Annotated in this window: 25 protein-coding genes; 12 read left to right on the top strand and 13 right to left on the bottom strand. The window is 71.6% G+C overall.

Translation table 11 applies throughout. From position 1 onward, the window contains the following. Positions 1 to 36: 36 nt before the first annotated feature. The 4 genes from ACFWGP_RS02705 to ACFWGP_RS02690 form a co-directional block, all read right to left on the bottom strand. Positions 37 to 1500, bottom strand: a complete 1464-nt coding sequence (locus ACFWGP_RS02705) for an amino acid permease (protein WP_376930074.1) — start codon at positions 1498 to 1500, stop codon at positions 37 to 39. Then, complete coding sequence (locus tag ACFWGP_RS02700) at positions 1497 to 4205, bottom strand: beta-eliminating lyase-related protein (protein ID WP_376930073.1); 2709 nt, start codon at positions 4203 to 4205, stop codon at positions 1497 to 1499. Before ACFWGP_RS02700 ends, ACFWGP_RS02705 begins: the two co-directional genes overlap by 4 nt. Positions 4206 to 4352: 147 nt before the next feature. Beyond that, positions 4353 to 5285 (bottom strand): DUF817 domain-containing protein, encoded by a 933-nt coding sequence (locus ACFWGP_RS02695; RefSeq protein WP_376930072.1) that lies wholly within the window; start codon positions 5283 to 5285, stop codon positions 4353 to 4355. Then, on the bottom strand, positions 5282 to 6415 hold the full coding sequence (locus ACFWGP_RS02690; protein ID WP_376930071.1) for a class I SAM-dependent methyltransferase: 1134 nt from the start codon (positions 6413 to 6415) through the stop codon (positions 5282 to 5284). The genes ACFWGP_RS02695 and ACFWGP_RS02690 overlap by 4 nt, the downstream gene beginning before the upstream one ends. Positions 6416 to 6525: 110 nt before the next feature. Between ACFWGP_RS02690 and ACFWGP_RS02685 the strand changes: the two genes are divergently transcribed. Both ACFWGP_RS02685 and ACFWGP_RS02680 read left to right on the top strand, forming a co-directional pair. Further along, positions 6526 to 7209 (top strand): hypothetical protein, encoded by a 684-nt coding sequence (locus ACFWGP_RS02685; protein ID WP_231429454.1) that lies wholly within the window; start codon positions 6526 to 6528, stop codon positions 7207 to 7209. Between the two features lie 139 nt (positions 7210 to 7348). Further along, positions 7349 to 8437, top strand: a complete 1089-nt coding sequence (locus tag ACFWGP_RS02680) for a ScyD/ScyE family protein (RefSeq protein WP_376930070.1) — start codon at positions 7349 to 7351, stop codon at positions 8435 to 8437. 64 nt (positions 8438 to 8501) lie between these two features. Here the strand turns inward: ACFWGP_RS02680 and ACFWGP_RS02675 are convergent, their stop codons facing one another. The 4 genes from ACFWGP_RS02675 to dnaK all read right to left on the bottom strand — a co-directional run bounded on the left by ACFWGP_RS02675 (position 8502) and on the right by dnaK (position 12525). Beyond that, complete coding sequence (locus ACFWGP_RS02675; protein ID WP_231429449.1) at positions 8502 to 8915, bottom strand: heat shock protein transcriptional repressor HspR; 414 nt, start codon at positions 8913 to 8915, stop codon at positions 8502 to 8504. A gap of 1 nt (position 8916) precedes the next feature. Continuing rightward, the gene (locus ACFWGP_RS02670) at positions 8917 to 9906 is read right to left on the bottom strand and encodes a DnaJ C-terminal domain-containing protein (protein WP_231429447.1); all 990 of its coding nucleotides are present in this window, start codon (positions 9904 to 9906) and stop codon (positions 8917 to 8919) included. A gap of 124 nt (positions 9907 to 10030) precedes the next feature. Then, the gene (locus ACFWGP_RS02665; RefSeq protein ID WP_231429444.1) at positions 10031 to 10651 is read right to left on the bottom strand and encodes a nucleotide exchange factor GrpE; all 621 of its coding nucleotides are present in this window, start codon (positions 10649 to 10651) and stop codon (positions 10031 to 10033) included. Positions 10652 to 10653: 2 nt separating this feature from the next. Beyond that, positions 10654 to 12525, bottom strand: coding sequence for a molecular chaperone DnaK (gene dnaK / locus ACFWGP_RS02660; protein WP_231429442.1), 1872 nt, complete (start codon positions 12523 to 12525; stop codon positions 10654 to 10656). Positions 12526 to 12799: 274 nt separating this feature from the next. Here dnaK and ACFWGP_RS02655 point away from each other — a divergent pair, with 274 nt between their 5' ends. The 5 genes from ACFWGP_RS02655 to ACFWGP_RS02635 all read left to right on the top strand — a co-directional run bounded on the left by ACFWGP_RS02655 (position 12800) and on the right by ACFWGP_RS02635 (position 16708). Next, a complete protein-coding gene (locus ACFWGP_RS02655) occupies positions 12800 to 13972 on the top strand; it encodes a GTP pyrophosphokinase family protein (RefSeq protein ID WP_231429441.1) in 1173 nt (390 codons plus the stop codon). A gap of 52 nt (positions 13973 to 14024) precedes the next feature. After that, positions 14025 to 14456, top strand: coding sequence for a pyridoxamine 5'-phosphate oxidase family protein (locus ACFWGP_RS02650; protein WP_231429440.1), 432 nt, complete (start codon positions 14025 to 14027; stop codon positions 14454 to 14456). Positions 14457 to 14536: 80 nt separating this feature from the next. After that, positions 14537 to 15082, top strand: a complete 546-nt coding sequence (locus tag ACFWGP_RS02645) for a hypothetical protein (protein ID WP_275507053.1) — start codon at positions 14537 to 14539, stop codon at positions 15080 to 15082. Positions 15083 to 15177: 95 nt separating this feature from the next. Next, complete coding sequence (locus tag ACFWGP_RS02640; RefSeq protein ID WP_275507054.1) at positions 15178 to 15936, top strand: sulfite exporter TauE/SafE family protein; 759 nt, start codon at positions 15178 to 15180, stop codon at positions 15934 to 15936. A gap of 37 nt (positions 15937 to 15973) precedes the next feature. Then, entirely contained in the window at positions 15974 to 16708 is a 735-nt protein-coding gene (locus tag ACFWGP_RS02635) for a FadR/GntR family transcriptional regulator (protein WP_231429433.1), read from the top strand. On the opposite strand, the gene ACFWGP_RS02630 is transcribed toward ACFWGP_RS02635, so the two are convergent. From ACFWGP_RS02630 to ACFWGP_RS02615, 4 genes are read right to left on the bottom strand one after another with little or no spacing between them, the layout of a single operon-like run. Beyond that, the gene (locus tag ACFWGP_RS02630) at positions 16705 to 17658 is read right to left on the bottom strand and encodes an arginase family protein (RefSeq protein ID WP_376930069.1); all 954 of its coding nucleotides are present in this window, start codon (positions 17656 to 17658) and stop codon (positions 16705 to 16707) included. The two genes, ACFWGP_RS02635 and ACFWGP_RS02630, sit on opposite strands and share 4 nt — an antisense overlap. A gap of 16 nt (positions 17659 to 17674) precedes the next feature. After that, a complete protein-coding gene (locus ACFWGP_RS02625; protein WP_255679823.1) occupies positions 17675 to 18475 on the bottom strand; it encodes an amino acid ABC transporter ATP-binding protein in 801 nt (266 codons plus the stop codon). A 10-nt stretch (positions 18476 to 18485) separates the two neighbouring features. Then, positions 18486 to 19307 carry an amino acid ABC transporter permease gene (locus tag ACFWGP_RS02620; RefSeq protein WP_231429429.1) on the bottom strand — a complete coding sequence of 274 codons (822 nt, stop codon included), beginning with the start codon at positions 19305 to 19307 and terminating at the stop codon, positions 18486 to 18488. A 44-nt stretch (positions 19308 to 19351) separates the two neighbouring features. Further along, positions 19352 to 20206 (bottom strand): ABC transporter substrate-binding protein, encoded by an 855-nt coding sequence (locus tag ACFWGP_RS02615; RefSeq protein WP_231429427.1) that lies wholly within the window; start codon positions 20204 to 20206, stop codon positions 19352 to 19354. A gap of 129 nt (positions 20207 to 20335) precedes the next feature. On the opposite strand from ACFWGP_RS02615, the gene ACFWGP_RS02610 reads away from it, so the two are divergent. The 3 genes from ACFWGP_RS02610 to ACFWGP_RS02600 are packed head-to-tail and all read left to right on the top strand — an operon-like array spanning position 20336 to position 23468. After that, positions 20336 to 21115: a FadR/GntR family transcriptional regulator gene (locus ACFWGP_RS02610; protein ID WP_231429426.1), complete on the top strand. Its 780-nt coding sequence runs from the start codon at positions 20336 to 20338 to the stop codon at positions 21113 to 21115. After that, on the top strand, positions 21112 to 22680 hold the full coding sequence (locus tag ACFWGP_RS02605; RefSeq protein ID WP_376930068.1) for a gamma-glutamyltransferase family protein: 1569 nt from the start codon (positions 21112 to 21114) through the stop codon (positions 22678 to 22680). The genes ACFWGP_RS02610 and ACFWGP_RS02605 overlap by 4 nt, the downstream gene beginning before the upstream one ends. After that, positions 22677 to 23468, top strand: a complete 792-nt coding sequence (locus ACFWGP_RS02600) for a sulfite exporter TauE/SafE family protein (protein WP_231429422.1) — start codon at positions 22677 to 22679, stop codon at positions 23466 to 23468. The genes ACFWGP_RS02605 and ACFWGP_RS02600 overlap by 4 nt, the downstream gene beginning before the upstream one ends. Before the next feature lie 34 nt (positions 23469 to 23502). Here the strand turns inward: ACFWGP_RS02600 and ACFWGP_RS02595 are convergent, their stop codons facing one another. Further along, entirely contained in the window at positions 23503 to 24087 is a 585-nt protein-coding gene (locus tag ACFWGP_RS02595) for a TOPRIM nucleotidyl transferase/hydrolase domain-containing protein (RefSeq protein WP_376930067.1), read from the bottom strand. Positions 24088 to 24207: 120 nt separating this feature from the next. Between ACFWGP_RS02595 and ACFWGP_RS02590 the strand changes: the two genes are divergently transcribed. Further along, positions 24208 to 24882, top strand: a complete 675-nt coding sequence (locus ACFWGP_RS02590; protein WP_275507060.1) for a SipW-dependent-type signal peptide-containing protein — start codon at positions 24208 to 24210, stop codon at positions 24880 to 24882. Positions 24883 to 24890: 8 nt separating this feature from the next. Next, entirely contained in the window at positions 24891 to 25532 is a 642-nt protein-coding gene (locus ACFWGP_RS02585) for a SipW-dependent-type signal peptide-containing protein (protein ID WP_376930066.1), read from the top strand. The last annotated feature ends 7 nt before the right edge of the window (positions 25533 to 25539 follow it).

Below are 25539 nucleotides of genomic sequence, written 5' to 3'. Positions count from 1 at the left end.
GGTCGAGTAGCGGGGCGTCGCCCGGCGCGCGGCGCGCTACTCGCCGGGGCGCGCAGCGTCCTCGTACTCGACCGCGGGCGGACCGTCGCCCACGACCGGGACCGCAGCCGTCTCGTCGACGAGCTCGACGCGCCGGCGACCGGCGCCGCGCACGAGGACGAGATAGCAGACGGCGAGCACGGCGAGCCACACGACGCCCACGACGAGCGCCGGCCGCGACTCGGGCATGACGCCGATGAGCACGATCACGAGGCCGATGACGCCGAGCGCGACCCATGCGGCGACGGGGTAGAACGGCATCGGGAACTCCGAGGGGAGCCAGCGCTCGCGCGCGATCTCGTGCTTCATGCGGAGGTGCGACACGAGGATCATGAGCCAGACGACGACGGTCGCGAAGGTCGCGAGCGCGGCGATGAGGAAGAAGATCTGGTCGTGGAACCAGATGTTCAGCACGACGCCGACGAGGAGCGCGCCGACCATCGCCAGCACCGTCATGAACGGCACGCCGTTGCGGGTGGTGCGCTGGAACGCCTTCGGCGCGTGACCCTGCTCGGCGAGACCGTGCAGCATGCGCCCGGCCCCGAAGATGTCGGCGTTGATGGCCGAGAGCGCCGCCGTGACGACGACCGCGTTGAGCACGTGGGCCGCGCCGGTGAGGCCCAGGCCGTCGAAGATCGAGACGAACGGGCTCGCGCTGCCGTCGATCGTGGTCCACGGCTGCAGCATCATGATGACCGTGAGCGTGAGCACGTAGAACAGCAGGATGCGCACGGGCACCGAGTTGATGGCCTTCGGGAGCACCTTCTTCGGGTCCTGCGCCTCGCCCGCCGTGATGCCGATCACCTCGGTGCCGCCGAAGGCGAACATGACGATCGTGAGCGATGCCAGGATGCCCCACACCCCGTGCGGTGCGAAGCCGTCGACGAAGAGGTTCTGCACCCCGGCTGCGTGCTCCGACTGGTTCGCGAGCCCGAAGACGATGATGGCGATGCCGCCCGCGATCATCGCGACGATGGCCGTGATCTTGATGAGCGAGAACCAGAACTCGAGCTCGCCGAACACCTTCACGCTCGCGAGGTTGACCGCCGCGATGACGAAGACGATCGCGAGGATCCACACCCAGCGCTCGACGTCGGGGAACCAGAAGCCCATGTAGACGCCGAACGCGGTGACGTCGGCGAGCGCGACGACGAACATCTCGAACGTGTAGGTCCACCCGGTGAGGAATCCCGCGAAGGGGCCGACGTAGCGGGAGGCGTACTGTCCGAACGAGCCGGCCACCGGGTGGCGCACCGCCATCTCGCCGAGTGCGCGCATGACGATGAAGATCACCGCGCCGCCGATCATGTAGGCGAGCAGCACGGCCGGGCCGGCCGCCTGGATCGCCGCGGACGAGCCGTAGAAGAGGCCGGTGCCGATCGCCGAGCCGAGCGCGATGAAGCGGATGTGGCGCGCGCTCAATCCGCGCCGCAGGCTGCCCTGGGTCTCCGTGGTGCTCACGATTCTCCTTCGAACTGGTGTGCGGGAATGGTCGGCTCGATGAGGACGCGGTAGCCGAGCCGGCGGTCGAACCCGTGGATCTCGCGGGTGTCGAGGGCGTCCATGAACGCGAGCGTCTGCTCGGTGATGACCTGCCCCGGCACGAGCACGGGGAAGCCGGGCGGGTACGGGGTGACGAAGCCCGCCGAGATCGCCTCGGCGCCGTCGGCGATCCGGCGGCGCACCTCGGCCGGCGAGAGGTACTCGCACGCGTCATCCGAGTAGCTCATGAAGTACGCGGCGCGCAGGTCGCCGTCGGGAAGGTCGCCGGCGGCGCGGAAGCGATCGGCGAACCGGCTGAAGTCGGGCAGCGGCGGCGTCGCGGGGCCGCGCCGTTCGGATCGGGCGACGCCCCCGCGACCGCCGGACGGGCGGGACTCGTGCTCGAGCTCGGTCGCGATCTTCACGAGCACCTCGACGAGGTACGCGACGGCGCTGCGCGACGTGCCGATGTTCGTCATCAGGAGCACGGTGTTGCGCGAGGTCTTGTTGACCTGGATGCCGTACCGGTCCATGAGGTGCTCGTGCTTGAACGTGTCGCCGTCGATGCCCGTGAGCCCGATGTGCAGTGTCAGCCGGCTCGGGTCGACGACGAACTCGTCGCGCCGCCAGGCCTCGGCCATGTCGGCGAGCCCGTCGCGCAGGGGCATCGGCCGGCCGGTCTCGCGGTGCCGCTGCGGCACGAGGTCGAGGGTGCTCAGGATGCGGAAGCGCTTGCGCAGCAGCGGGTGGCGGGCGACGGCGTGGCCGATGTGCACGGCGAGGTCGGCCTGGCGCTGCACGAGGGCGTACCCCTCGAGCTCGACCTGCCGGCGGCCGACGTCGAGCGACGCGAGGATCTGGTAGTTCGGCGACGTCGAGGTGTGCGTCATGTACGCCTCGTGGAAGTCCTCGGCGTTCGATGCCGCGAAGTCCTCGTCGTGGATGTGGATCATCGACCCCTGCCGCAGCGCGGTGAGCGTCTTGTGCGTCGACTGCGTGGCGTAGACGCGCAGCCGGGCCCGCGACGGGTCGGCGAGCAGCCGGCGCTCGAGCATCGCGCGCTCGGCGTCCGGCTCGGCGGCCAGCTCGCGCTGCTGCGCGTCGTACGCCGCTCGGCGGTCGGGGTCGGCGAACGCGCGGCCGAGCTCTCGCGCCGCGGCCATCGCCGTGCGGCGTCGGTACACCGGGTGGAACGCCGCGAACGCGAACCACGCCTCGTCCCAGAGGAAGACGAGGTCGGGCTTGATCGCGAGGCACTCCTCCATCACCCGGGCGGGGTCGTAGACGATGCCGTCGAACGTGCAGTTCGTGAGCGCGACCATCTTGACCTCGTCGAGCCGGCCCGCCCTGCGGTAGGCGAGCAGCGTCGACTTGATCGTCTCGAGCGGCACCGCGCCGTAGAACGAGAACTCGTCGAGCGGGTACGCGTCGAGGTAGGCGACCCGCGCCCCCGCGAGCATGAGCGCGTAGTGATGCGACTTGTGGCAGTTGCGGTCGACGAGCACGACATCGCCGGGCTTCACGATCGACTGGTGCACGATCTTGTTCGCGGTCGACGTGCCGTTCGTGACGAACACGGTCTTGCGCGATCCGAACGCCCGCGCCGCCGCGGCCTGCGCCCGCCGCAGCGATCCGCTCGGATCGAGCAGCGAGTCGAGCCCGCCCGATGTGGCCGAGGTCTCGGCGAGGAAGAGGTTCATGCCGTAGAAGTCGGCGAAGTCGCCGACCCAGCGCGAGTCGAGCACCGAGGCGCCGCGCGAGACGGGCAACGCGTGGAACGCACCGGTCGGGCGGCGGCTGTACTCCTGCAGGGCGTGGAAGAACGGCGCCTCGTACCGCTCGGCGACCCCGGCGAGCAGGGTCAGGTGCAGCTCCATCGCGTCCTGCGTGCGGAAGATGCGCCGGAACCGGCTCGTGAGCTCGTGCGCCAGTCGCTCGATCGACACCCCCGCGACGAGGTAGAGGTCGAGCTCGGGCCGCAGCGCCGAGAGCTGCTCGGCCAGCATGGTGATGCGGTCGATCGGGCTCGCCGGCCGCGCGCCGCCGAGGTGGCCGTCGATGAACGCGCGCAGGTCGCGGCTCAGCGGCCGGTCGGTGCGCCACCCGAACCCCGGCCGGATGACGCAGGCCTGGAGCTCGGGGTTCACGAGCACGGCGGCGAGCGCATCCTCGACGTTCTGCACGAAGACGAGTTCATAGGCGAGGCGATCTGACGGACGGCGCTGCGAGCCGAGCGACGCCCGCATCGCGGCCTCGGCCTCGTCGCCGTCGTTGCCGACGACGAGCACCTGGAACACGTGCGGCGCGGCGACGGTCTCGGCTGCGCCCGACTCGGGCTCCTCGCCGGCCGGCCGCGGGAACCACGATCGCGGAGCCACGTCGTCGAGGTGCGCCGCGGCGGCGGCCAGGTCGCCTCGCTCGATCAGCTCTCGCAGCGTGCGGACGGCATCGACCCCGGGGATCGCCCAGTACCCCTCGAGGGCCTCGAGCACCGGCAGCAGCCGCGCGAACTCGCCGGCCACGTCGAGTTCACCGGGTTCCGCGAGGGGACCGACCGCGTCCGCCGGCCCGGCGACGGACTGCCTGACGACATGGCCGAGGTATTCCCACACGTCGCTGCGGAGCCGCCAGGCGCTCGACGGGATCCCGGCGGGCGCCGCCACTCCGGATTCCGCCGCTGCCACTCCGAACTCCCTCGTCCTCCGCATGCCGCACGTTCGCGCCGCCCTTCAACGACACCCCATGCGACGCCGCCGCACGACCGTCGCACGACGGCTCGTGTCTGGAGATGCAGACAGCTCGTCCGGGATCTCAGACGGAGATCGGTCGGATCAGGCCGACCGGCCAGCCGCCGCGACCGGGGCCGCGGACGGAACGGGCGGACGCGGCGGGTACACCCAGGTCACGAGCACCACGGAGATGATCATGAGCAGGAACCACGAGACGAGCTTCGAGGCCGACACGAGCTGCCAGCCGTCTGCCTGGTCGGGGTAGAGCCAGGCCCCGCTCGCGGTGCCGATGTTCTCCGCGAACCAGATGAAGAGCGCCACGAGCGCGAAGGCGACGAGCAGCGGCATCCGCGGCGTGCGCCGCCACACGCGGAAGTGCATGACCGTCGGCCACCACAGCACGACCACGGCGGCGAGCAGCACCCAGCGGAAGTCGGCGATGTAGTGGTGCCCGAAGAAGTTGAGGTAGATCAGCGCCGCGAGGATCGCCGTGATCCATCGCCGCGGATAGCGCGTGAAGCCGAGGTCGAAGAGCCGGTACACGCGCACCATGTACGACCCCACCGCCGCATACATGAACCCGGAGAAGAGCGGCACTCCCGCGATGCGCAGCACCCCGTCGCCCGCGTACATCCACGAGCCGACGTCGGTCTTGAAGATCTCCATCACGGTTCCGGTGAGGTGGAAGAGCACGATGACCCACAGCTCGCGTCCCGTCTCGAGGCGCGTCGCGACCATGACCACCTGGATCAGCACCGCTGCGATCGTGAGCGCGTCGTTGCGCGCGAGCACCGCGTCGTCGGGGTACCAGAGGCGGGCCGCGACGATGGCCGCGAGCAGCGCCGCCCCGAAGACGCACGCCCAGGCCTGCTTCGCGCCGAAGACGAGGAATTCGACGAGCCATGCGCGGATGCCTCGCTCGGGAGCCCCCGCGAGGAGCCGATGCGCCGCGCGGTCGATGGCACGCTCGACCGTGGTGAGCTGCTGCTCGTGCGCCGAACCCGGGCCGCCGCCGGGCCGTGACCCGGCCGTCACCCGTCGCGCCTCGAGGCCGTGACCGTGAACTTCGGGTTGCGCGCGATCTGCCGGGTCGGCCCCACCGTGCGCTCGAGCATCGGACGGTAGCGGAGGTGCGAGTTCCAGACGCACCAGAGCTCGCCGCCGGGCGCGAGCACCCGCGCCGCGTCGGCGAAGAGGTGGGCGGCGATGCCGGTCGAGAGCGCGGCGTCGCTGTGGAGGGGCGGGTTCAGCACCACGAGCCGCTCGCTCGCCTCGGCGAGCCGCTCGAGCCCGTCGGCCTGCGTCACCTCGACGCGGTCGCCGACGCCGTTCGCCTCGGCGGTCGCACGGGCGGATGCCGCCGCCGCGGCCGACCGGTCGGTGGCGACGACCCGCACACCCGGGCGCTCGCGCGCGAGCCACGCGGCCACGACACCGGTGCCGCAGGCGAGATCGACCGCGGTCGGGGCATCCGGCATCGCCGCACCCAGCTCGCCGAGCAGGAACCGCGTGCCGATGTCGACGCCGGCACCCGCGAACACGCCGCCGTGCGCGACGACCTCGAGGCCGAGATCGCCATGCCGCTCGTGCCGGGGCCATCCGGGTTCGGCCCCCGTGCGGGCACCCGACGCGACGAGCACGCGCGACTTCTGCCGCGCGTGCGAGACGTCGACGCGCTCGAAGTGCCGGAGCAGCACGTCGTTCATCGCGAGCGACATGTGCTTGATGCGGCCGCCCGCCACGAACACGACCCCGGATGCCGCGTGGCCGGCCACGAGCGCGGCGACCTCGTCGAGCCGGTCGAGCGGGCGGGGCAGCCGTGCGAGCACGAGGCGCGCGCCGGCGACGAGCCCGGGCGCGAGGGGCAGCGAGTCGACCGCGCCGACGAGCCCGAGTCGTCCGGCGTTCTCGGCGAGCGCGCGTTCGCCCGTGATGAGGTCCTGGTGCGCGCGGACGGGATGCGCGGCGTCGGCGCCGATCGCATCGGCCGCGCCGAGGGCGAGCGCTCCGTACGCGTCGTCGATGACGGCGACCGTGTCGGGCTCGCTCTCCGCGAGACGACCGGCAGCCTCGTCGAGGATGAGCCGATCGGCCGCGTCGACGGCTTCGAGCCCCGGCCCCTCGACATCGGGATGTCGGCGGAGCGCGCCGAAGTCGAGAGGCATGAGCCAAGGCTACGCGGCGAACGTCTCGAGGCGCTCGTGAGCTCGCCCGCCCGCCGGCGAGGTGGAAGCTGGGTGCGGTACCCGGCTCGGTTTGCTACCCTCGGGTCCGCATGCGGCGAGAACGGCACGGGGGCGCGACTCGCGGCGGGCGATTCGTCCGCCGCTTCGCCGGCGTACTCGGAACGGCCGCCGTGTTCGGCCTGCTCGCGACCGTGTCGCTCGCCCCGCAGGTGAACCCTGCGACGATCGAGGCGGCCGCCGCCGCGAGCGACGCCGCCGACTCCTTCCGCGCGGCCGCCCAGTCGGTGCGGGTCGACGGCGAGGCATCCGCCACCGCCGTCTCGACCGAGTCGTACGTCGCGTCGACGGGTCCCGAGACGCTCATCGCGGGCGGCACCAACCTCGACTGGGCGAAGCTCGTGATCGTCGACGGCGGCTGGCCGCTCACCGACGAGAACGTGACGTTCATGATGCGGTGGATGCGCCAGGAGAACGGCGCCGACAACTGGTGGAACCGCAACAACCCGCTCAACAACGGCATGGGCTCGGGCGGCGGCTCCGGACTCGGCAGCTACGCGACGCTCGTCGACGCGGCGTACTACGCGGCCGCGAACATCGGCTCGGGGCGGTACCCCGAGGTCGAGGCCGCGCTCGAGCGCGGCGACTCGGCCGACGCGACGGCGCAGGCGATCTGGGCCTCGCCGTGGGCGTCGAGCCACTACGGCTACGGCACCCACTGGAGCTCCCGCCCGTATGAGGTCGTCGAGGCGCCCGCCTCGGCCTGGGGTCGCTGACCCGCACTCGAACGGGGGGTGGAGGGGCCCGCCCGACCGGAGTACGTTCGGACGCGGATCCGCCCACCCGAGGCTTTCCGTGCGCGCCGGAGCGTGCGCAAAGGGCGGATGCGCAGTTCGATCAAGGTCGGAGTACCCGATGCGCCGTTCAATCCCACTCACCGCTGCCGCCGCCGTCGCCGTCGCGATCGGCGCGACGACCGCCGTCGCCGCGCCGGCGACCGCCGCGCCGAAGGCGCCGAGCTCGGGCCCGCCCACGGTGCTGGCCGAGCACCTCGTCGGCCCGCTGACGTTCGACCTGTCGGCCGACGGCGTCATCACCGTGGGCCAGTCATTCCTCGGCGAGGTCACCCGCATCGCCGGCGGAAGCAGCGAGACCCTCTCGCAGGGCCCCGACTCGACCGGCGTCTCGGTGCTCGGCCCGACCGTCACCTGGAGCGAACGCGCCGGAGACGAGCAGACGATCGAGGGGTCGTGGCTGAAGTCGAGCGGCCCCGCCGGCGACACGTCGATCGACCTGCTCGCGTGGGAGCAGGCCAACAACCCCGACGGCGACAGCTGGTACGGATTCGAGGAGATCTCCGACGAGTGCGCCGCGACGCTGCCGCCGTTCGTGAACCCGCGCTACCAGGGGCTGGTCGACACCCACGCGTACGGCACGCTGGCGCTGCCCGGCGTGACCTACGTCGCCGACTCGGGCATGAACGCGGTGCTGAAGGTCGTCGGCGACGAGGTCTCGACGGTCGCCGTGCTGCCCCCGCAGCCGCTCGTGGTCACCGACGAGATGCGCGTGGTCGGCGAGGTCGAGGGGCAGCCGATCGTGCTCGACGAGTGCGTCGTCGGCCTGACCTACGACGCCGAGCCCGTGCCGACCGACGTCGAGATGGGCACCGACGGGATGCTCTACGTGTCGACCCTTCCCGGGGCGCCCGGGCTCGGATTCCCCTACGGCTCGGTCTACCGCGTCGACCCGGTGAGCGGGGACTCCGCGCTGGTCGCCACCGGCTTCGCCGGAGCGACCGGACTCGCGGTGGCGCCGAACGGCACGATCTACGTCAGCCAGATGTTCGGCGGCAAGGTGTCGGCGATCACGCGCGACGGATCGGTCTCGACGTTCGCCGAGGTCGACAGCCCGGCCGGCGTCGAATGGCAGAGCGGCAAGGTGGTCGTCTCGGCCGGCGTCTTCGGCGACGGGCAGATCGTCTCGTACCCCGTCCGGGGCCGCTGAGGCCTCATCGGCACGAACCCGCGTCGTCCGGCATTCGCCCGAATGCCGGACGACGCGCTGACGTTCAGCGTTCGAGCGGGCGCCAGACGACGACGGCGTTCTCACGGCGCGCGCGCGTGCCGGCCTTGAGGGTGATCACCTCTCCGGCCGAGCCGGCCGCGAAGATGCGCCGGCCCGGGCGGTTGAGCATCTCGTCGGCCAGTGCCGCCTCGAGCTCGCGCACGCGGGCCCGCAGCGACTGCACCTCGTCTTCGAGCCCGAGCACCCTGCGGATGCCTTCGAGGCTCACGCCCTCGCTCGACAGCTGCGCGATCTCGCGCAGCTGGGTGACATCGCGCATCGAGTAGCGGCGCGACTTGCCCGCTGTGCGCGTCGGCGAGACGAGGCCCAGCCGGTCGTACTGCCGCAGCGTCTGCGGGTGCATGCCCGCGAGCTCGGCTGCGACCGAGATGACGAAGAGCGGGCTCGTCTCGTTCATGTCAGCCCCGGGCCTTCGCGAGCAGTTCGTCGCGTGGGTTCTCGTCGGGCAGCGCCGCGGCGAGTGCCTCGACGGCCGCCTGCGCGTCCTTCGAGAGGTGCGACGGCACCGCGATCTGCACGACCGCGAGCAGGTCGCCTGTGCCCTTCTTGGTCTCCACGCCGCGCCCCTTCACGCGCAGCACGCGGCCGCTCGGCGTGCCGGGCGCGACCTTGAGCTTCACGGGGTCGCCGCCGAGGGTCGGCACCTGGATGGTCGCGCCGAGCGCGGCCTCGGTGAAGGTCACCGGCACGGTGACCCGCAGGTTGAGCCCGTCGCGCTCGAAGACGGGGTGCTTGCGCACGTTGACGGTGAGGATGAGGTCGCCCGTCTCGCCGCCGTCGGGCGAGGGGTGGCCCTTGCCGCGCAGCCGGATCTTCTGGCCGTCCGAGACGCCCGCCGGGATGCGCACCGTGATCGGCTTGCCGTCGGCCGTCTGCAGGGTGACCTGGTCGCCCTTGGTGGCGGTGATGAAGTCGAGCGTCGTCGTCGCCGAGACGTCCCGGCCCTTGGTCGGGCCGCCGAACCCGCGGTATCCGCCGGTCGACTGGCCGAACCGGCCGCCCCCGAACAGGCCGCTGAGCAGGTCGTCGTACTCGGCGCCGCCGCCCTGCTGGAACGTGTAGCGCTGCCCGCCGCCCTGGCCGAACATGCCGCCGAAGACGTCGTCGAAGCCGCCCTGGCCGCCGGCGCCCGGCGCGGTGAACCGCGCGCCCGTGCCCATCGCCCGGATCGCGTCGTACTCCTTGCGCTGCTCGGGGTCGGAGAGCACCGCGTTCGCCTCGCTGATCTCCTTGAACTTCGCCTCGGCCGCAGCGTCGCCCGGGTTCTGGTCGGGGTGGTACTTGCGCGCGAGCTTGCGGTAGACCTTCTTGATCTCCGCGTCGCTCGCGTCCTTGGAGACGCCGAGCACCTGGTAGAAGTCCTTGTCGAACCAGTCCTGACTGGCCATCGGCACCTCCTCTCTCTGAGTCTGTCTGAAATGGGTCCGGTGGTCGAGTAGCGCGTATCGAGACCTGATGCGCGGGTCTCGAGACGCTTCGCTACTCGACCACCGGGGAGTGGGTGCGGCGGGGCTAGGCCGCCGGCGTCTTGACGACGACCTTCGCGGCGCGCAGCTGCACGCCGCCCAGCGTGTACCCGGTCTCGACGACATCGGCGACCGTGTCGACCTCGACCTCGTCACTGGGCTGCTGGAAGATCGCCTCGTGGCGCTGCGGGTCGAACGGCTCGCCGACCTCGCCGAACGCGGCGAGCCCGAGCTTCTCGACGGCGCCGCGCAGCTTCGCGGCGATCGTCGCGAAGGGCGAGTCCGCCTCGAGGTCGCCGTGCTTCTCGGCGCGGTCGAGGTCGTCGAGCACCGGCAGCAGCACCGCGACGGCCGCACCGACTGCGCGCTCGCGCTCGATCTCGCGGTTCGCCTCGGTGCGCTTGCGGTAGTTCGCGTACTCGGCGGTCACCCGCTTGAGGTCGGCGAGGTGCTCGTCGCTCGGCTCCTGCACCTCGGCGTTCGCCGCGTTCAGGATGTCGTCGACGGTGAGCTCGGTCTCGTCCTCGATGAGGTCGGATGCCTCGGGGGCGCCCTCCTCGGGCGCCCCGTCGGCGGCCGGCTGCCGAACCTCACCGGTTTCGGGGTCGATGCGCCGCTTGTCGCGGATCACCGGCTCCTCGTGGTTCTGGTTCTGCTCGTCGGTCATGACTACTTCTTCTCCTCGTCGTCGTCCACGACCTCGGCGTCGACCACGTCTTCATCGGACGCGGCATCGCCCGCCTGGCCCGTGGCCGAGGCGTCCTCGCCGGAGGCGGAGGCATCCGCCGCCTGCGACTGGGCGTAGATGGCCTCGCCCAGCTTGGTCTGCGACTGCGAGAGCTTCTCGAACGCGGTCTTCACCGCGGCGTCGTCGTCGCCCGCGAGCGCCGACTTCAGCGCGTCGACGTCGCCCTGCACCTCGGACTTGACGTCGGCGGGGAGCTTGTCGTCGTTGTCCTTGATGAGCTTCTCGACCGAGTAGGCGAGCTGCTCGGCGGAGTTGCGGGTCTCGGCCGACTCGCGACGCGCCTTGTCCTCCGCGGCGTGCTCTTCGGCCTCGCGCACCATGCGGTCGATGTCGTCCTTCGGGAGGCTCGAGCCGCCCGAGATGGTCATCGACTGCTCCTTGCCGGTGCCCTTGTCCTTCGCGGAGACGTGCACGATGCCGTTGGCGTCGATGTCGAAGGTGACCTCGATCTGCGGGATGCCGCGCGGCGCGGGAGCGATGCCGGTCAGCTCGAACGTGCCGAGCGCCTTGTTGTCGCGCGTGAAGTCTCGCTCGCCCTGGAAGACCTGGATCGCGACCGACGGCTGGTTGTCGTCGGCGGTCGTGAAGGTCTCGCTGCGCTTCGTCGGGATGGCCGTGTTGCGCTCGATGAGCTTGGTCATGATGCCGCCCTTGGTCTCGATGCCGAGGCTGAGGGGGGTGACGTCGATGAGCAGCACGTCCTTGCGCTCGCCCTTGAGGACGCCCGCCTGGAGGGCGGCACCGACGGCGACGACCTCATCGGGGTTGACGCCCTTGTTGGGCTCCTGGCCGGTCTCCTTCTTGACGAGGTCGGACACGGCGGGCATGCGGGTCGAGCCGCCGACGAGCACCACGTGGGCGACGTCGCTGAGCTTGATGCCGGCCTCGCGGATGACGTCCTCGAAGGGCTTCTTCGTGCGGTCGAGCAGGTCGCTCGTCATGTTCTCGAACTCGGCGCGCGTGAGCTTCTCGTCGAGGTTCGCCGGGCCGTTCTCGGTGAGCGAGAGGTACGGGAGCTGGATGTTCGTCGACATGCTCGACGAGAGCTCCTTCTTGGCCTGCTCGGCGGCCTCCTTGAGGCGCTGCAGGGCGATCTTGTCGTTCGCGACGTCGACGCCCGTCGAGTCCTTGAACTTCTTGATGAGCCAGTCGACGATGCGCTGGTCCCAGTCGTCGCCGCCGAGGCGGTTGTCGCCGGAGGTCGCGCGGACCTGGATGGTCGAGAAGTCGTCGTCCTTGCCCACCTCGAGGAGCGAGACGTCGAACGTGCCGCCACCGAGGTCGAAGACGAGGATGAGCTCGTCCTCCTTGCCCTTGTCGAGACCGTACGCGAGCGCCGCGGCGGTGGGCTCGTTGATGATGCGGAGCACGTTGAGGCCCGCGATCTCACCGGCCTCCTTCGTGGCCTGGCGCTCGGCGTCGTTGAAGTACGCCGGCACGGTGATGACCGCGTCGGTGACGGTGTCGCCGAGGTACTGCTCGGCGTCGCGCTTGAGCTTCTGGAGGATGCGGGCCGAGATCTCCTGCGGCGTGTACTTCTTGCCGTCGATCTCGTCGGTCTTCCAGTCGGTGCCCATGTGGCGCTTGACCGACGCGATGGTGCGGTCGACGTTGGTGACGGCCTGGCGCTTCGCGGTCTCGCCGACGAGCACCTCGCCGTCCTTGGTGAATGCGACCACCGACGGGGTGGTGCGGAAGCCCTCCGCGTTCGCGATGACGACCGGCTCGCCGCCCTCGAGGACGCTCACCACGGAGTTCGTGGTGCCCAGGTCGATTCCAACTGCACGTGACATGTGTGTTTCTCCTTCTCCCGGCGTTCGGTGGTCGAGTAGTGCCGCGCAGCGCGACGCGTGTCGAGACCCCTTCGCCGGATACCGGTTCGGCCTTCCTGGCCCGCAACCGAAGTCAGATGCGTCAAGACTTGAGCCTTGACGACTCAAGCCTCGCAGTGCCACGTGAACGTGTCAAGTCGGCGGGGCGAAACTTGAGTGTACTTGACTCAACTCACGGCGGGCGCTCAGTATTCCGCCCGCGCGGCATTCCGCCCGAGGCAGTAGCCTGCCGATCATGGATGCGCGCGAGGACGACGAACAGCTCGTCGCCGCAGAACTCGCCCGGTACGACCGCGAGCTGCGACGGTACCGTCGCCTGCGCAGTCGCATCGAGGCCGACTTCGCCCGCCGCCTCGACGCGGCCGGCTTCCGCTACTTCCAGGTCACCGCGCGGGTGAAGTCGCGCGAGTCGTTCGAGCGGAAGGTGCGCCGCGCCCCCGACCGCGAGGTGCGCGACATCCTCGGCGTCCGCGTGATCGCGCACTTCGAAGGCGACCTCCCCGCCATGGAGCAGGTCGTCCGTGAGGCGCTCATCGTCGACGACGACTCCTGGGTCGACAAGTCCGAGCTCCTCCCGATTGATGCCTTCGGATATCGATCGGTGCAGTTCGTCGGCCAGATCGCCGGCTCATCCGGCCGGCGGGGCGGCGGTGACGCCGAGGTCGACGCCCCGCTCGTCGAGGTGCAGCTGCGCACCGCCCTGTCCGACACGTGGTCGGAGCTCGAGCACGACTTCCGCTACAAGTCCGCTCGCCAGCTCCCGCGCGAGGTCGACCGCCTCTTCGCCCTGTCGGCGGCGCTCCTCGAGCAGGCCGACGAGAACCTCGACCGCATCCGCCGTCAGGTGGAGGAGGAGCGCACGGCCGGCCCCGCCGCGCGCGGAGACGGCGGCGGCGAGCGCGGCTACATCGGCCGATTCATCCAGTACGACGGCGACTCCCGCTCCCTCGACCAGGTCGTGACCGCCGCCCTCGACGTGCCGTTCGGCGTCGTGACCGGCGCGGGCCGGGAGCTGCGCAGCGTCGTCCGCGCAGCCGGCTGGCTCAGGTACGAGGCGCTCGTCGACGGGTTCGCCGAGTACTCGGAGCTCGGTCGCCGGCTCGCGATCGCCTGCGCGAGCACGAGCAACGACCTCCTCCTGGCCGATGCCGAGCCCCAGCGCCCTGCCCGCGCGTTCCGCGGGATCGGCACGTACTGGACCGCACTGGCTGCGGCGCTCCTCGGAGGCGAGCCGATCCGCGAGAGTCGCGTCCCCGACGGCCGGCTCGCCGAGTACCGGGTGGTCGCCGCGTACCTCTACGCGAACCCCGATGCCTCGGCCCTCGGCGTGCGCAGCCGCTACGGTGCGATCGCGGCACCCGTCGGCACGCTCGACGGCGCGGGGTTCCGGCCGATCGACCTCGGCTGAGCAGAGCCTGCGCCCTCTTCCGGCCGCCCGCCGAAGCGACCAGAATCGAAGCATGGACGAGACAGCAGAGGGCCGCACGCCGACGCGATCGATGCCGCCCGAGGAGTGCTGGGAACGCATCGAGGCCGCCCCGTACGGGCGCATCGCACTGGCGGCCGCGGGCGAAGTCGACATCTTCCCGGTCAACCACCGGCTCGACGCGCGCGGCGATCGACCCGTGATCGTGTTCCGCACCGCGGCAGGCACGAAGCTGCTCGAGCTCACCATCCACCACGGCGTGGCGTTCCAGGTCGACGGGTACTCGGCGACCGAGGCGTTCAGCGTCGTCGTGAAGGGCACCGCAGAGGAGTTCGACCGCGAGAGCGAGATCGCGGCGGCCGAAGAACTCGGCGTCCGGCCCTGGGCACCCGAGACGAAGGACCGTTGGGTGCGCATCATCCCGACGGAGGTGCACGGGCGCTCGTTCGAGCTCTCGGCCGACTGATCACTGGCGCCGAGCGCCGGCGTGCGCGTCGGGGAGCACCCTGATGCTCCGCGGCTCCACGCAGCCCTAGACTCGCGCTCATGCGCCGTTCCCTGCAACGCCTCGCCCTGACCGCTGCCCTCCCGCTGCTCGTGATCGGGCTGAGCGCCTGCACGGGCGCGCCGTCGACGGAGCCCACGTCCGAACCCACGTCGGACGCCACCGTCGCACCGAGCACGGAGCCGACGGAGACCGCCGCCGCCGCGACATGCGACACCGTGCTCACCGACGAGGCGTACGCGAAGCTCGACGCCGACGGACTCACCCCTCGCGACACGATCACGCACACCGAGTTCATCGGCGAGATGCTCGACGCGGGCGCACTCGGCTGCCGCTGGGGGAAGGAGGCCACCGACATCACACTCGATGTCGCGCAGCTGGCCGTCGATGACGCGGCCTGGCCCGAGTGGGAGGCAGCGCTCGCGACGGCCGGGTACACCCTGACCAATGACCCGGTGCCCGGCGCCTACACCGGTCCCGTCGAACCGGGCTCGGGCATCAGCCCCGTGGTCGTCCGGACCGACGGCGCGATCACCTTCCTGAGCGCTCCCACCTTCGCCGCCTGGGTCGCGCCGACCGGCGCGTAGCCCCGACGCTCGCGCTCGCGCGGCGTCACGGTGTGCGGCACGAGGCATCCGAACTGATTGAATCGACGGATGCGCCGAACCGCCGTGACCGCCCGATGAACCCGGTCGAATTCCTCGTGCTCACCGGCGGCGGCGTCGTCGCCGGCATGATCAACTCGGTCGTCGGGTCTGGCTCGCTCGTGACGTTCCCGATGCTGCTCGCCTTCGGCTACCCGCCCGTGCTCGCGAACGTCACGAACAATGTCGGCGTGCTGCCGGCCTCGCTGACGGCGACGATCGTCGGGCGCTCGGCCTTCGCCGGCGAGTGGCGCCGGCTCGCGCTCTACCTCTGCTTCTCCGCGGCGGGCGGCGTGACCGGTGCGCTCCTGCTGCTGCAGCTGCCGACCGAGGCGTTCGACATGATCGTGCCGGTGCTCATCGTCGTCGCCCTGCTGCTCGTCGTGTTCGGGCCGGTGATCCGCCGGTGGACCGCCCGGCTGCACGGCCAGGCCGAGCACCGCGACCACCCCGCGGCGACCATGGCCGTCGCCGGGCTCACCGCGGTGTACGGCGGGTACTTCGGCGCCGCGCAGGGCGTGCTGCTCATCGCGCTGCTCTCGATCACGATGGCGGGCTCGCTCGTGCGCGCGAACGCGTACAAGAACGCGATGGCCTCGACCGCGAACCTCGCGGCGGCGATCGTGTTCGTGCTCGTCACCGAGGTGGCGTGGCCGGCGGCGATCGCGATCGCGATCGGCGCGTTCGTCGGCGGGTGGCTGGGCGGCCGCTACGGGCGGCACATCCCGCAGACGGCGTATCGCGTCGTGATCGTCGTGATCGGCGTCGCCGCGCTGGTGTGGTTCCTGGTGCGCTGATGCCGTGCACCCTGCTTCAATCGACTGAGGAGGGTTCATGGACTGGTCTGAAGTCGGGCGCGACCGTTCGCTCTCGGTGCCCGATCGGCTGTCGATCAGGCTCGAGCGGCTGATCCTCGACGGCACCCTGCAGCCGGGCGAGAAGCTGCCGCCCGAACTCGAGCTCACCCAGCGGCTCGGGGTGTCGCGGGTGTCGTTGCGGCAGGCGCTGCACGAACTCGAGCGCCGCGGGCTGATCGACCGCAAGCCGGGTCGCGGCACCGTCGTGCTCTCACCGTCCGACGCGCGCGACGCGTCGAGCGCGGCGCTCGCCGATGTCCTCGGTTCGACGCACTCCGAGATCCCGCACATCCTCGAACTGCGTTCGATCATCGAGCCCCCGATCGCCGCGCTCGCCGCACGGCGGGCGACCGAGCGCGACCTCGCCCAGCTCGAGCAGCTCGTCGAGGCGATGGCCGCCCCCGAGTCGCACGGGCACTACGCCGAACTCGATCGCGCGTTCCACCAGGCGATCGCGCAGTACACGCACAACCCGCTGCTCGCGATGCTCAACGAGCAGATCGCGAACCTCATCGCACCCAGCCGCTCGACGGTGCTGCAGACCGACGAGCGGCGCGAGACGTCGACCGCCGCGCACCGGCGCATCCTCTCGGCGATCGCGGGCGGCGACCCCGAGGCCGCCGCGCGCGAGGCCGCGGCGCACCTCGTCGAGGTGCAGCAGCAGATCGAGATCGCCGCAGCGTCCGCGAAGGCGCGGTCGGCGGGCGCCTAGCGGTCGAGGAGCGCCTGGCGGTCGAGGACGCCGCGCTCGACGACCGCGGCCAGGAACTCCAGGATCACGTGCGCCGCGAGGCTTCCGGTCTGCCCGACGATGTCGTGGGGCGGCGAGACGGTGTTGACGTCGAAGACGACGACCTCGAGCGAGGCGACGCCGCGCAGCAGCTCGAGCCCCTCCGCGGTGCTGAGCCCGCCCCACGCCGGCGTGACGACGCCGGGCGCCACCGACGGGTCGAAGACGTCCATGTCCCAGCAGAGGTAGACCGGCCGCGAGCCGATGGCCTCGCTGATCTCCGCGAGCACGTCCGCGACGCCCCGCTCGCGCACGGCGCGCATGGATCGCACGCGATAGCCGAGCGCTTCGGCGAAGCCGACGACCCCCGGCCGCCCGGCGAGCTCCGTGTCGCGGATGCCGACGTGGAACGAGCGGGCGACGTCGACGATGCCCTCGCGTGCCGCGTGCACGAACGAGTTCGCGTTGTTGAACTCGAACGGCTCGAACAGGTCGTACGCGTCGGTGTGCGCGTCGAAGTGCACGACGACCAGGTCGGGGTGCCTCCTGTGGGCCTCCCGGAGCTGCGGGAGGGTCACCGCGCCGTCGCCTCCGATCGTGATCGGGATCACCCCCGAGTCGAGCAGCGCGCCGACCTCGGCGGCGATCCGCCGGAAGGCGTCGTCGACCTGACCGGGGGTGACCTCGACGTCGCCGAGGTCGACGAGCCCCAGGTGATCGACGGGGTTGATCCCGAGGTCCTCCGCGGTCTCGGCCACGAGGAGCGAGGATGACCGGACGTGAGCCGGGCCTCCCCGCCCTCCGATGCGCGACGGATGCGATCCCATGTCGAACGGGATCCCGAGCACGGCGGCCCGGGCTCCCTCCGCCGAGGCGGCGTGCGGTACGCCGAAGAGGGTGCCGGGCGCGCGTCGCCGATCGTTGACGGTCATCGAGCCATCCCTCCCGTCAGAGCACCTTCGAGAGGAACTGCCGCGTCCGCTCGTGCTGGGGCGCGGTGAAGACCTGCGCCGGCGGGCCCGACTCGATGATGCGGCCCCCGTCCATCACGATCACCCGGTCGGCGACCTCGCGGGTGAAGCCCATCTCGTGGCTGACGATGATCATGGTCATGCCGGCCTTGGCGAGGTCGCGCATGACCGCGAGGACCTCGCCCACCATCTCGGGATCGAGCGCACTCGTCGGTTCGTCGAACAGCATGAGCGCCGGCCGCATCGCGAGCGCACGGGCGATCGCCACGCGCTGCTGCTGTCCACCCGAGAGCGACCTGGGTCGCGCGTCGGCCTTGTCGGCCAGGCCGACCCGGGCGAGCAGCTCGCGTGCGTAGCCGACGGCCTCGGACTTCTTCTCGCCCTTCACCCGTACGGGCGAGTGCCAGATGTTCTCGAGCACCGTCATGTGGGGGAACAGGTTGAAGTGCTGGAACACGAAGCCGATGTCCGCCCGCTGCCGGGCGAGGTCGCGCGCCGACCGCTCGACGAGCCTGCCCTTGCCGTTCGCGTGCTGCCCGATCTGCTCGCCGTTGACGTCGATCTCGCCGCCGTCGATGGGCTCGAGGCGGTTCAGCGTGCGCAGGAAGGTGGTCTTGCCGGCGCCCGAGGCGCCGACGAGCACGACGACCTCTCCGCGCTCGACCTCGACGTCGATGCCGCTCAGGATCTCGCGGTCGCCGAAGGACTTGCGCACCCCGACGGCGCGAACGATCGGCCCCCGGGTCTCGATCGGGGTGGCCACGGTGTAGTCGTTCATCGTCCGCTCCTCAGTAGGCGTCATCGGTCTGCAGCACGCGGGATGTCTCGGCCGTCGCCTGCGCGGGCGACGCCTTGCGGCTCCGGAGGCCGAAGAGCCGCTTCCACGCCGACTCGGCCCTCGGCAGCCCGGCGCGTGCGTTGAGGCTGTTCTCGATCGCCGTCTGGGCGACGGTCCACACCGTCGTGAGCACCAGGTAGTAGATGGCGATCACGAGGTAGATCTCGAAGACCTTGAACGTCGACGACGCCATCGTGCTGCCGACCTGGAACATCTCGGCGACGCCGATGATCGAGAGCACCGAGGTGGTCTTCATGAGGCCGTTGAACGAGTTGCCGAGCGGCGGCACCATGATGCGGATCGCCTGCGGGACGACGATGTACCTCATCGCCCCGAGCGGGGTATGACCGAGTGAGAGCGCCGCTTCGTTCTGGCCGCGCTCGACCGACTCGAGGCCCGAGCGGACGATCTCCGAGATGTAGGCGCTCTCGTGGAGCATGAGCCCCACGATCGAGGCCTGGACGGCGCCCTTGATGAGCACCCCCGCGAGGTCGGCGTCCTCGAAGCGGAACAGCCCGACGGCCGCGAACCCCGTGTAGATGATCACCAGCTGCACGAGCAGCGGCGTGCCGCGGATCACCCAGACGTACAGGCTCGCGATGATGCGCAGCGGCAGGAACCGGCTTCGCCCCATGAGCGCGATGACGAGTCCGAGCACGAGCGCGAGCACCATCGAGACCACCGAGATGATGATCGTGAGCGCGAGCCCGTTCAGGAACTGCTCGCTGGGCGTCAGCAGGCTCTGCCAGAAATAGGTCCAGTCGAATGTCATGGGTCTCCTCCGAGGTGACTCGTGTCGCGGGGTGCCCGAGCGGACTACTCGCCGGCGGTGATGTCGGCGCTCTGCACGCCCCACTTCTCGAGCAGCGCGGCGTAGTCGCCGTCGTCGATGATCTGCTGCATCGCACCGTCGAGCGCCTCGTTGAGCGCGGTGTTGTCCTTCAGCGTCGCGGCGCCGATCTTGATCTTGCCGACCGGCTCGCCAGCCATCACGAGCGCGCCGTCGGACTCGCGGTTGTAGAAGTCCATGATCTCGGAGGTGTCGATGAACGCGTCCTGCTGCCCCGTGATGACCTGCTGCACGGCGGCGGTGCCCTCGTCGACGAGGGTGAGGTTGAGGGCCTTCTCGCCGTCGGCCTCGCACTTCGCCGACAGCTCCTCGGCGCCGTTGCCGCCGGTGGCACCGGTGATCGCGACGACCTTGAGCCCGCACAGGCTGTCGTCGACGCCGGTGACGCCCTTGGGGTTCTCCTTCGAGACGCCGACGCCGGTGCCCGAGTAGAGGTAGGGCACGAAGTTCGCGATCTCCTCTCGCTCGGGCTTGATGTAGAGCGAGCCCATGATGACGTCGCACTGGTTCGCCTGCAGCGCGGGGATGAGCCCCGCGAACGCGTACTCGGCGAGCTCGGTCTTCAGGCCGAGGTTGTCGGCGAAGGCGTTCGCCATGTCGATCTCGACGCCCGTGAGCTCGTTGTTCTCGTCGTAGAAGATGTTGGGCGGCGAGTCTCCCGTGCAGACGGTGAGCGCGCCCGGCTTCACGAGCCCGAGGGCGTCGTCGCCGGAGGCGGCGGACCCCCCGGAACCCGAGCTCGAACAGGCGGCGAGCGATGCGGCGACGGCGAGTGCGGCGACGGCGCCGGCGATGCGACGGAGGGGGAAACGGCCGGTCATGGGGGCTCCTTGGTCGAGGGCACAGCGTTGTGGTGGCCCAGTTTGACAGTTGGTAGGACCAACTGTCAAGCTGTCGATATGCCCTCCGCCGACGGCTCGCGAACGGGGCATTCCGCGAGAGGATCGAACATGGAGTGGACGTCGTTGCGCCGCCTCGAGGCGCTCTCGGTGCCGGGCCGGCTGTCGGTCGATCTCGAGCGCCTGATCCTCGACGGCGAGCTGAAGCCCGGCGACCGCCTTCCGCCCGAACGCGAGCTCGGCGAACTGCTCGGCGTCTCGCGCGTCTCGATCCGCGAGGCCCTGCACGAGCTCGAGAGCCGCGGGCTCATCGACCGGCGGCCCGGCCGCGGCACCATCGTCGTCTCCCCCGGCGATCGCGGCGGAGCGATGGGCTCAGCACTCACCTCGATGCTCGAGCGCTCCGACGACGGCAGCCACGAACTGGCGCGCATCATGGAGCTGCGCGCGGCGATCGAGCCGCCCATCGCCGCACTCGCCGCGATCCGAGTGACCGATCGCGACGTCGCGCAGCTGCGCCGCCTCGTCGAGAGCATGGAGGCCGAGACCGACCTCGAGCGCTACGCCAAGCTCGACCGGGCCTTCCACCAGGCGATCTCGCAGTACACCCACAACCCGCTGCTCGCCCAGCTGACCGACCTCATCGCGACGCAGATCAAGCCGAGCCGCCGCCGCGGCCTGCAGTCGCCCGAGCGTCGCAGCGCGTCGAGCGCCGCCCACCGGCGCATCTTCGAGGCGATCGCCGCGCACGACTCGGGCGCCGCCGAACGCGAGGCCCGCGCCCACGTCGACGAGGTGCTCGCCGCGATCCGTACCAACGTCGGGCCTGCGGCGATGCCCGCGGCCACCGACTCCCTGCCCACTCCGACCAACGAGGCGATCCGCGCATGACCGACACTCCGAACCCCCCGATCTCCGGCGCCGTCGCCACGTCGCACCACCTCGCCACCGAGGCGGGGGCCGCCATGCTCCGCGCCGGCGGCAATGCGATCGACGCGGCCATCGCCGCCGCGGCCGCGCTCTGCGTCGTCTACCCGAACAACGTCGCGCTCGGCGGCGACCTCGTCGCACTCGTCCGCAGCCCCGACGGCGAGATCCGGTTCGTCAACGCGACGGGCCGGGCGCCGGCGACGCAGACGCTCGACGCGCTCCGCGAGCGCCACGGCGACGCCCTGCCGAAGCGCGGCATCGACACGGTGACCGTGCCCGGCGGCGTGCGCGGCTGGCAGGCGCTCGCCGACCTCGGGGCCCGGCTCGGCTGGGCCGAGCGGCTCGAACCCGCGCGGCACCACGCGCGCGCCGGCGTGCCGACCGCGCTCTCGGTCAGCCGAGCCATCCGCGACGACCGCGACGCGCTCGCGGCCGACCCCGGCTGCCGCGAGGTGTTCCTGCCCGGCGACGCCCCGCTCGACGAGGGCGAGCCGCTCGTGCAGCCGACGCTCGCCGACACGCTCGACCGCCTCGCGGAGCACGGTCCCGACGAGTTCTACGAGGGCGAGGTCGCCGCGCGCTGGATCGCGGGGCTCGCCGCCCTCGGCAGCCGCATCGCCGCGCAGGATGCCGCGGCCTACCGCCCGATCGTCGAAGACCCGCTCCGCCTCGAGGCGCTCGGCGTCGAGGTGGTCACCGCCCCGCCGAACACGCAGGGGTTCTCGTTGCTCCGCGCGGTGACGGGCGTCGCCGAGCGCGACCTCCGCGACCCCCTCGGCGCCGACGCGGCCGAGCTGGCCGACCTGTTCCACGCGGCGAACCGCGTGCGCGCGGCGTGGCTGTGCGACCCCGATGTCGCGCCGCTCGACGGCGTGCAGCTGATCACGGTCGACGCGCCGGCCGAGTCGCACGACGGCCGCCCAGCGCTCGGCGACACGGTCGGGCTCACGGCCGTCTCGTCCGACGGCTGGGCGGTCTCGCTCGTGCAATCGGTCTACTGGGCGTTCGGCGCGTGCGTGCTCGACCCCTCGACCGGCATCCTGTTCCAGAACCGCGGCACCTCGTTCTCGCTCGATCCGGCGCACCCGGCGGCCTTCGCCCCGGGCCTGCGCCCGCCGCACACGCTCATGCCCGTGCTCGTGCTGCGCAACGGCGAGCTGCTCCAGGTGCAGGCGACGATGGGCGGCCAGGCGCAGCCCCAGATCCACGCGCACCTGCTGCTCCGCACGCTCGCCGGCGCGTCGGCGATCGAGGCGACGAGTGCGCCGCGCTGGGTCGTCGGCGTGCAGGACGACGGCGACACCGCGACCACCGTCACGGCCGAGTCGGATGTCGCGGCGCCGGCCCGCGCGGCACTCGACGCCGCCCCGCAGTTCGCGGTCAAGGTCGTGCGGCCGCGCGACGAGGGCCTCGGCCACTCGAACCTGATCCGGGTGACCGACGGCGGCTTCGACGCGGCGAGCGACCCCCGGTCCGACGGCTCCGCGATCGTCGTCGAGGCCCAGCCCGAGGCGGTGGCGCGATGACCGTCGAGCAGACCGCGCGCCGCCCGCTCCTCGCGCTCATCGGCATCGGCGTCGTCGCCGGCTACCTCTCCGGGCTCTTCGGCGTCGGCGGCGGGGTGGTCGTCGTGCCGCTGCTCATGCTGCTCGGCGTCGATCAGCGCCTCGCCGCCGGCACTTCGACGACGGCGATCCTGCCGACGGCGATCGTCGGCGCGATCAGCTACGGTGTCACGGGCCATGTCGACTGGATCGCCGCCGCGCTGATCGCGGTCGGCGTGGTCGTCGGCGCCCAGCTCGGCACCTGGCTGCTCGCGCGCCTCCCCCGCGACATCCTGTTCTGGTCGTTCCTCGCGTTCCTCGTGATCGTCGGCGTGAGCCTCTGGCTCGTCGTGCCCCAGCGCGATGCCGCGATCGAGATCGACGTGCTCACCGGGGCGCTGCTCGTCGTCGTCGGCGTGCTGACCGGCGTGCTGTCGGGCCTCATGGGCGTCGGCGGCGGCATCATCCTGGTGCCGATCCTCATGTTCTTCTTCGGTGCGAGCGACCTCGTGGCGAAGGGCACCTCGCTCGCGATGATGGTGCCCGGCTCGATCTCGGGCACGATCGGCAACCTGCGGCGCGGCAACGTCGACCTGCGCATGGCCGCGGCGATCGGCATCGCCGCGTGCATCGTCTCGCCGCTCGGCACGCTCACCGCGCAGGCGATCACGCCGTTCGCGTCGAACGTCGCGTTCTCGCTGCTGCTCGCGTTCGCCGCCTGGCAGCTCGTCCAGAAGCACGTGAAGGCTCGCCGCGCGGCACGCGGGTGACGGGCGGTCGACGCGGCTGACGGGCGCGCCGCGTTCAGCCGGCGCCCGCGACGGCCTCGGCGATGAGCGCCGCCATCGCCGCCGGGATGCGGCGCGGCTCGAGGGCGGCGACGAGGATCGGCGCGAACCGCGCCTTGCGCCCGGCGTGCGTGCCCATGAACCGGCGCAGCTGCGCTTCGACGGGCCGCTCCCGCTGGAAGGGCTGGTGCTGGAACGTGCGGAACCGCGCGAGCTCGCCATGCTCGGCGAGGAGCTCCTCGACGCGGGCGGCGCCGAGCGCGCGGATGAGCTCGCCCTCGAGGTCGGGCTCGCACGCGAAGAACCCCGTCGCCTCGAGCGGGTCGCCCGGCCTGCCGAGCCGGGCGTCGTCGACGGCGCGTCGCACGTAGGCGACCTCGCCCGCGTCGAAGAGCCCCAGCACGCGCCGCGGTTCGGCCTCGCGCGCGAGCGCCGTCAGGTGATGCCGCAGGTTCGTCACGCCGCCCATCGGCACGACCGCGGCGTCGGCCGCCGGCAGGTCGGCGTCGAGGCGCGCGGCGAGCGCCTCGAGGGCGAGCCGGTCGCTCTCGCCCTCGACGAGCACCAGGGTGGATGCCTCGACGAGCACCATGTCGCGCATGTGCCGACCCTACTCGCCCCTTCCGCGTCCCCACTCGCGCCGGTAGGCTCCAGAAGACCGGGTTGGGGGACCCGAATCGGGGGACATCCACGAGAGCCCGGGCGTCTGGGGGGACGACTCATGGCATCGACGACACGCGCGACGACCGGCGGGGGCACGGCGACGGGCGGTGCCCGGCCACCGGCCGACGGATCGACCGGGGCCCAGCCGGGCGACCGCCGCCGCAAGGTCCTCGCGATCCTGGCGGGAGGCCTCGTCCTCGGCGTCGGGGCTGCGGTGACGCTCGCGGTCTGGAACGACTCGGAGTTCGCGACGGGCACGTTCGGTGCCGGCGCGTTCGGCATCGAGGGCAGCGTGGACGGCACCGCATTCAGCAGCTCGGCGACCGCTCCGGGCAAGACGCTCACGTTCGCGCTCGACGCCGACGAGCTCAGCCCCGGCTCGACGGTGTACGCGCCGTTCGCCGTCCAGATGATCCCGACGTCGGACTACGAGGCCGCCGTCACCGTCGCCTCGACGACCGGCGGCACGATCGGGGCGAACCTCACCTACTCGCTGTACGCCGTCGACGCCTGGAACGAGGACTGCAGTGCGGCGACCCCGCCGCCGGGAACGGCGCTCGTCGCCGACCAGGCGGTGACCGACCCGGCAGCCGCGCCGGCGTTCGACCTGACGGCGGCCGGGGCGCCGAAGTTCCTCTGCTTCGCGGTGACCGCGGGCACCGGGCTCGAGTCTGGCCAATCGGGCACGGTGACGTGGGAGTTCGCCGCCGAGTCCGGCGACGTGCTGCCGTAGGCGTGCTCGTGTCACGGCATCGCGCGCCCCGTGATCGCCGGCGGCGCGCCCGCATCCTGCGAGCGGTGCTCGCCGGCGGCATCGTCTTCGGCGTCGGGGCGACGGCGACCATGGCGGCATGGAACGACTCCGAGGTCGCCACCGGCAGCTTCGCCGCGAGCGTGTTCGACACCGAGTCGCAGAGCGCGGGTTCGCCGACGTACGCGAGTCGCCCGACGGCGCCGGGGGCGACGCTGTCGTTCGCGGCGACCGGCATGTCGCCCGGGGTGTCGCACTACGCCTGGCTCAACGTGCGCACGACGACCGCGACGACGGTCGCGGGCGACGTGTCGCTGACGGGCGTGACGAACAACTCGGGTGGACTCGTCGCGGCGCTCGAATACCGCGCGGTGCGCATGACCGCGCCGAACCCGACGGCGACCTGCGCTGCGGCGGCCTTCACGGGCACGCCCGCGTACATCGCGGGCGGGGCCTCGAGCTGGCTTCCCGTCGCCTCGGTGCCGGGCACCCCGGTCGCGAGCCCGGTCGCCGCGGCCGGCGGCGCGATCGGGCTGTGCTTCGAGGTCCGCGTCGTGAACGGCGCCGCGAACAGCTACCAGGGGCAGTCGGCCACGGTCACGTGGCAGTTCACCGCCGCATCGTCGAATTGAGAGCCGG

Origin of the sequence: Agromyces sp. NPDC127015, from assembly GCF_042725165.1 — a bacterium.
Lineage (GTDB): Bacteria > Actinomycetota > Actinomycetes > Actinomycetales > Microbacteriaceae > Agromyces > Agromyces chromiiresistens.
The sequence above is the reverse complement of the archived record's forward strand: the minus strand, read 5'-3'. Positions and strand labels throughout refer to the sequence as shown.

Excerpts from the sequence above, each read along its gene's own strand:
- ACFWGP_RS02600 (WP_231429422.1), top strand. The coding sequence starts at position 22,677 with ATGACCGTCGAGCAGACCGCGCGCCGCCCGCTCCTCGCGCTCATCGGC.
- ACFWGP_RS02595 (WP_376930067.1), bottom strand. The coding sequence starts at position 24,087 with ATGCGCGACATGGTGCTCGTCGAGGCATCCACCCTGGTGCTCGTCGAG.
- dnaK (WP_231429442.1), bottom strand. The coding sequence starts at position 12,525 with ATGTCACGTGCAGTTGGAATCGACCTGGGCACCACGAACTCCGTGGTG.
- ACFWGP_RS02640 (WP_275507054.1), top strand. The coding sequence starts at position 15,178 with ATGAACCCGGTCGAATTCCTCGTGCTCACCGGCGGCGGCGTCGTCGCC.
- ACFWGP_RS02625 (WP_255679823.1), bottom strand. The coding sequence starts at position 18,475 with ATGAACGACTACACCGTGGCCACCCCGATCGAGACCCGGGGGCCGATC.
- ACFWGP_RS02685 (WP_231429454.1), top strand. The coding sequence starts at position 6,526 with ATGCGGCGAGAACGGCACGGGGGCGCGACTCGCGGCGGGCGATTCGTC.
- ACFWGP_RS02665 (WP_231429444.1), bottom strand. The coding sequence starts at position 10,651 with ATGACCGACGAGCAGAACCAGAACCACGAGGAGCCGGTGATCCGCGAC.
- ACFWGP_RS02590 (WP_275507060.1), top strand. The coding sequence starts at position 24,208 with ATGGCATCGACGACACGCGCGACGACCGGCGGGGGCACGGCGACGGGC.
- ACFWGP_RS02610 (WP_231429426.1), top strand. The coding sequence starts at position 20,336 with ATGGAGTGGACGTCGTTGCGCCGCCTCGAGGCGCTCTCGGTGCCGGGC.
- ACFWGP_RS02670 (WP_231429447.1), bottom strand. The coding sequence starts at position 9,906 with ATGGCCAGTCAGGACTGGTTCGACAAGGACTTCTACCAGGTGCTCGGC.
- ACFWGP_RS02620 (WP_231429429.1), bottom strand. The coding sequence starts at position 19,307 with ATGACATTCGACTGGACCTATTTCTGGCAGAGCCTGCTGACGCCCAGC.
- ACFWGP_RS02655 (WP_231429441.1), top strand. The coding sequence starts at position 12,800 with ATGGATGCGCGCGAGGACGACGAACAGCTCGTCGCCGCAGAACTCGCC.
- ACFWGP_RS02615 (WP_231429427.1), bottom strand. The coding sequence starts at position 20,206 with ATGACCGGCCGTTTCCCCCTCCGTCGCATCGCCGGCGCCGTCGCCGCA.
- ACFWGP_RS02675 (WP_231429449.1), bottom strand. The coding sequence starts at position 8,915 with ATGAACGAGACGAGCCCGCTCTTCGTCATCTCGGTCGCAGCCGAGCTC.
- ACFWGP_RS02645 (WP_275507053.1), top strand. The coding sequence starts at position 14,537 with ATGCGCCGTTCCCTGCAACGCCTCGCCCTGACCGCTGCCCTCCCGCTG.
- ACFWGP_RS02650 (WP_231429440.1), top strand. The coding sequence starts at position 14,025 with ATGGACGAGACAGCAGAGGGCCGCACGCCGACGCGATCGATGCCGCCC.
- ACFWGP_RS02680 (WP_376930070.1), top strand. The coding sequence starts at position 7,349 with ATGCGCCGTTCAATCCCACTCACCGCTGCCGCCGCCGTCGCCGTCGCG.
- ACFWGP_RS02635 (WP_231429433.1), top strand. The coding sequence starts at position 15,974 with ATGGACTGGTCTGAAGTCGGGCGCGACCGTTCGCTCTCGGTGCCCGAT.
- ACFWGP_RS02690 (WP_376930071.1), bottom strand. The coding sequence starts at position 6,415 with ATGCCTCTCGACTTCGGCGCGCTCCGCCGACATCCCGATGTCGAGGGG.
- ACFWGP_RS02630 (WP_376930069.1), bottom strand. The coding sequence starts at position 17,658 with ATGACCGTCAACGATCGGCGACGCGCGCCCGGCACCCTCTTCGGCGTA.
- ACFWGP_RS02605 (WP_376930068.1), top strand. The coding sequence starts at position 21,112 with ATGACCGACACTCCGAACCCCCCGATCTCCGGCGCCGTCGCCACGTCG.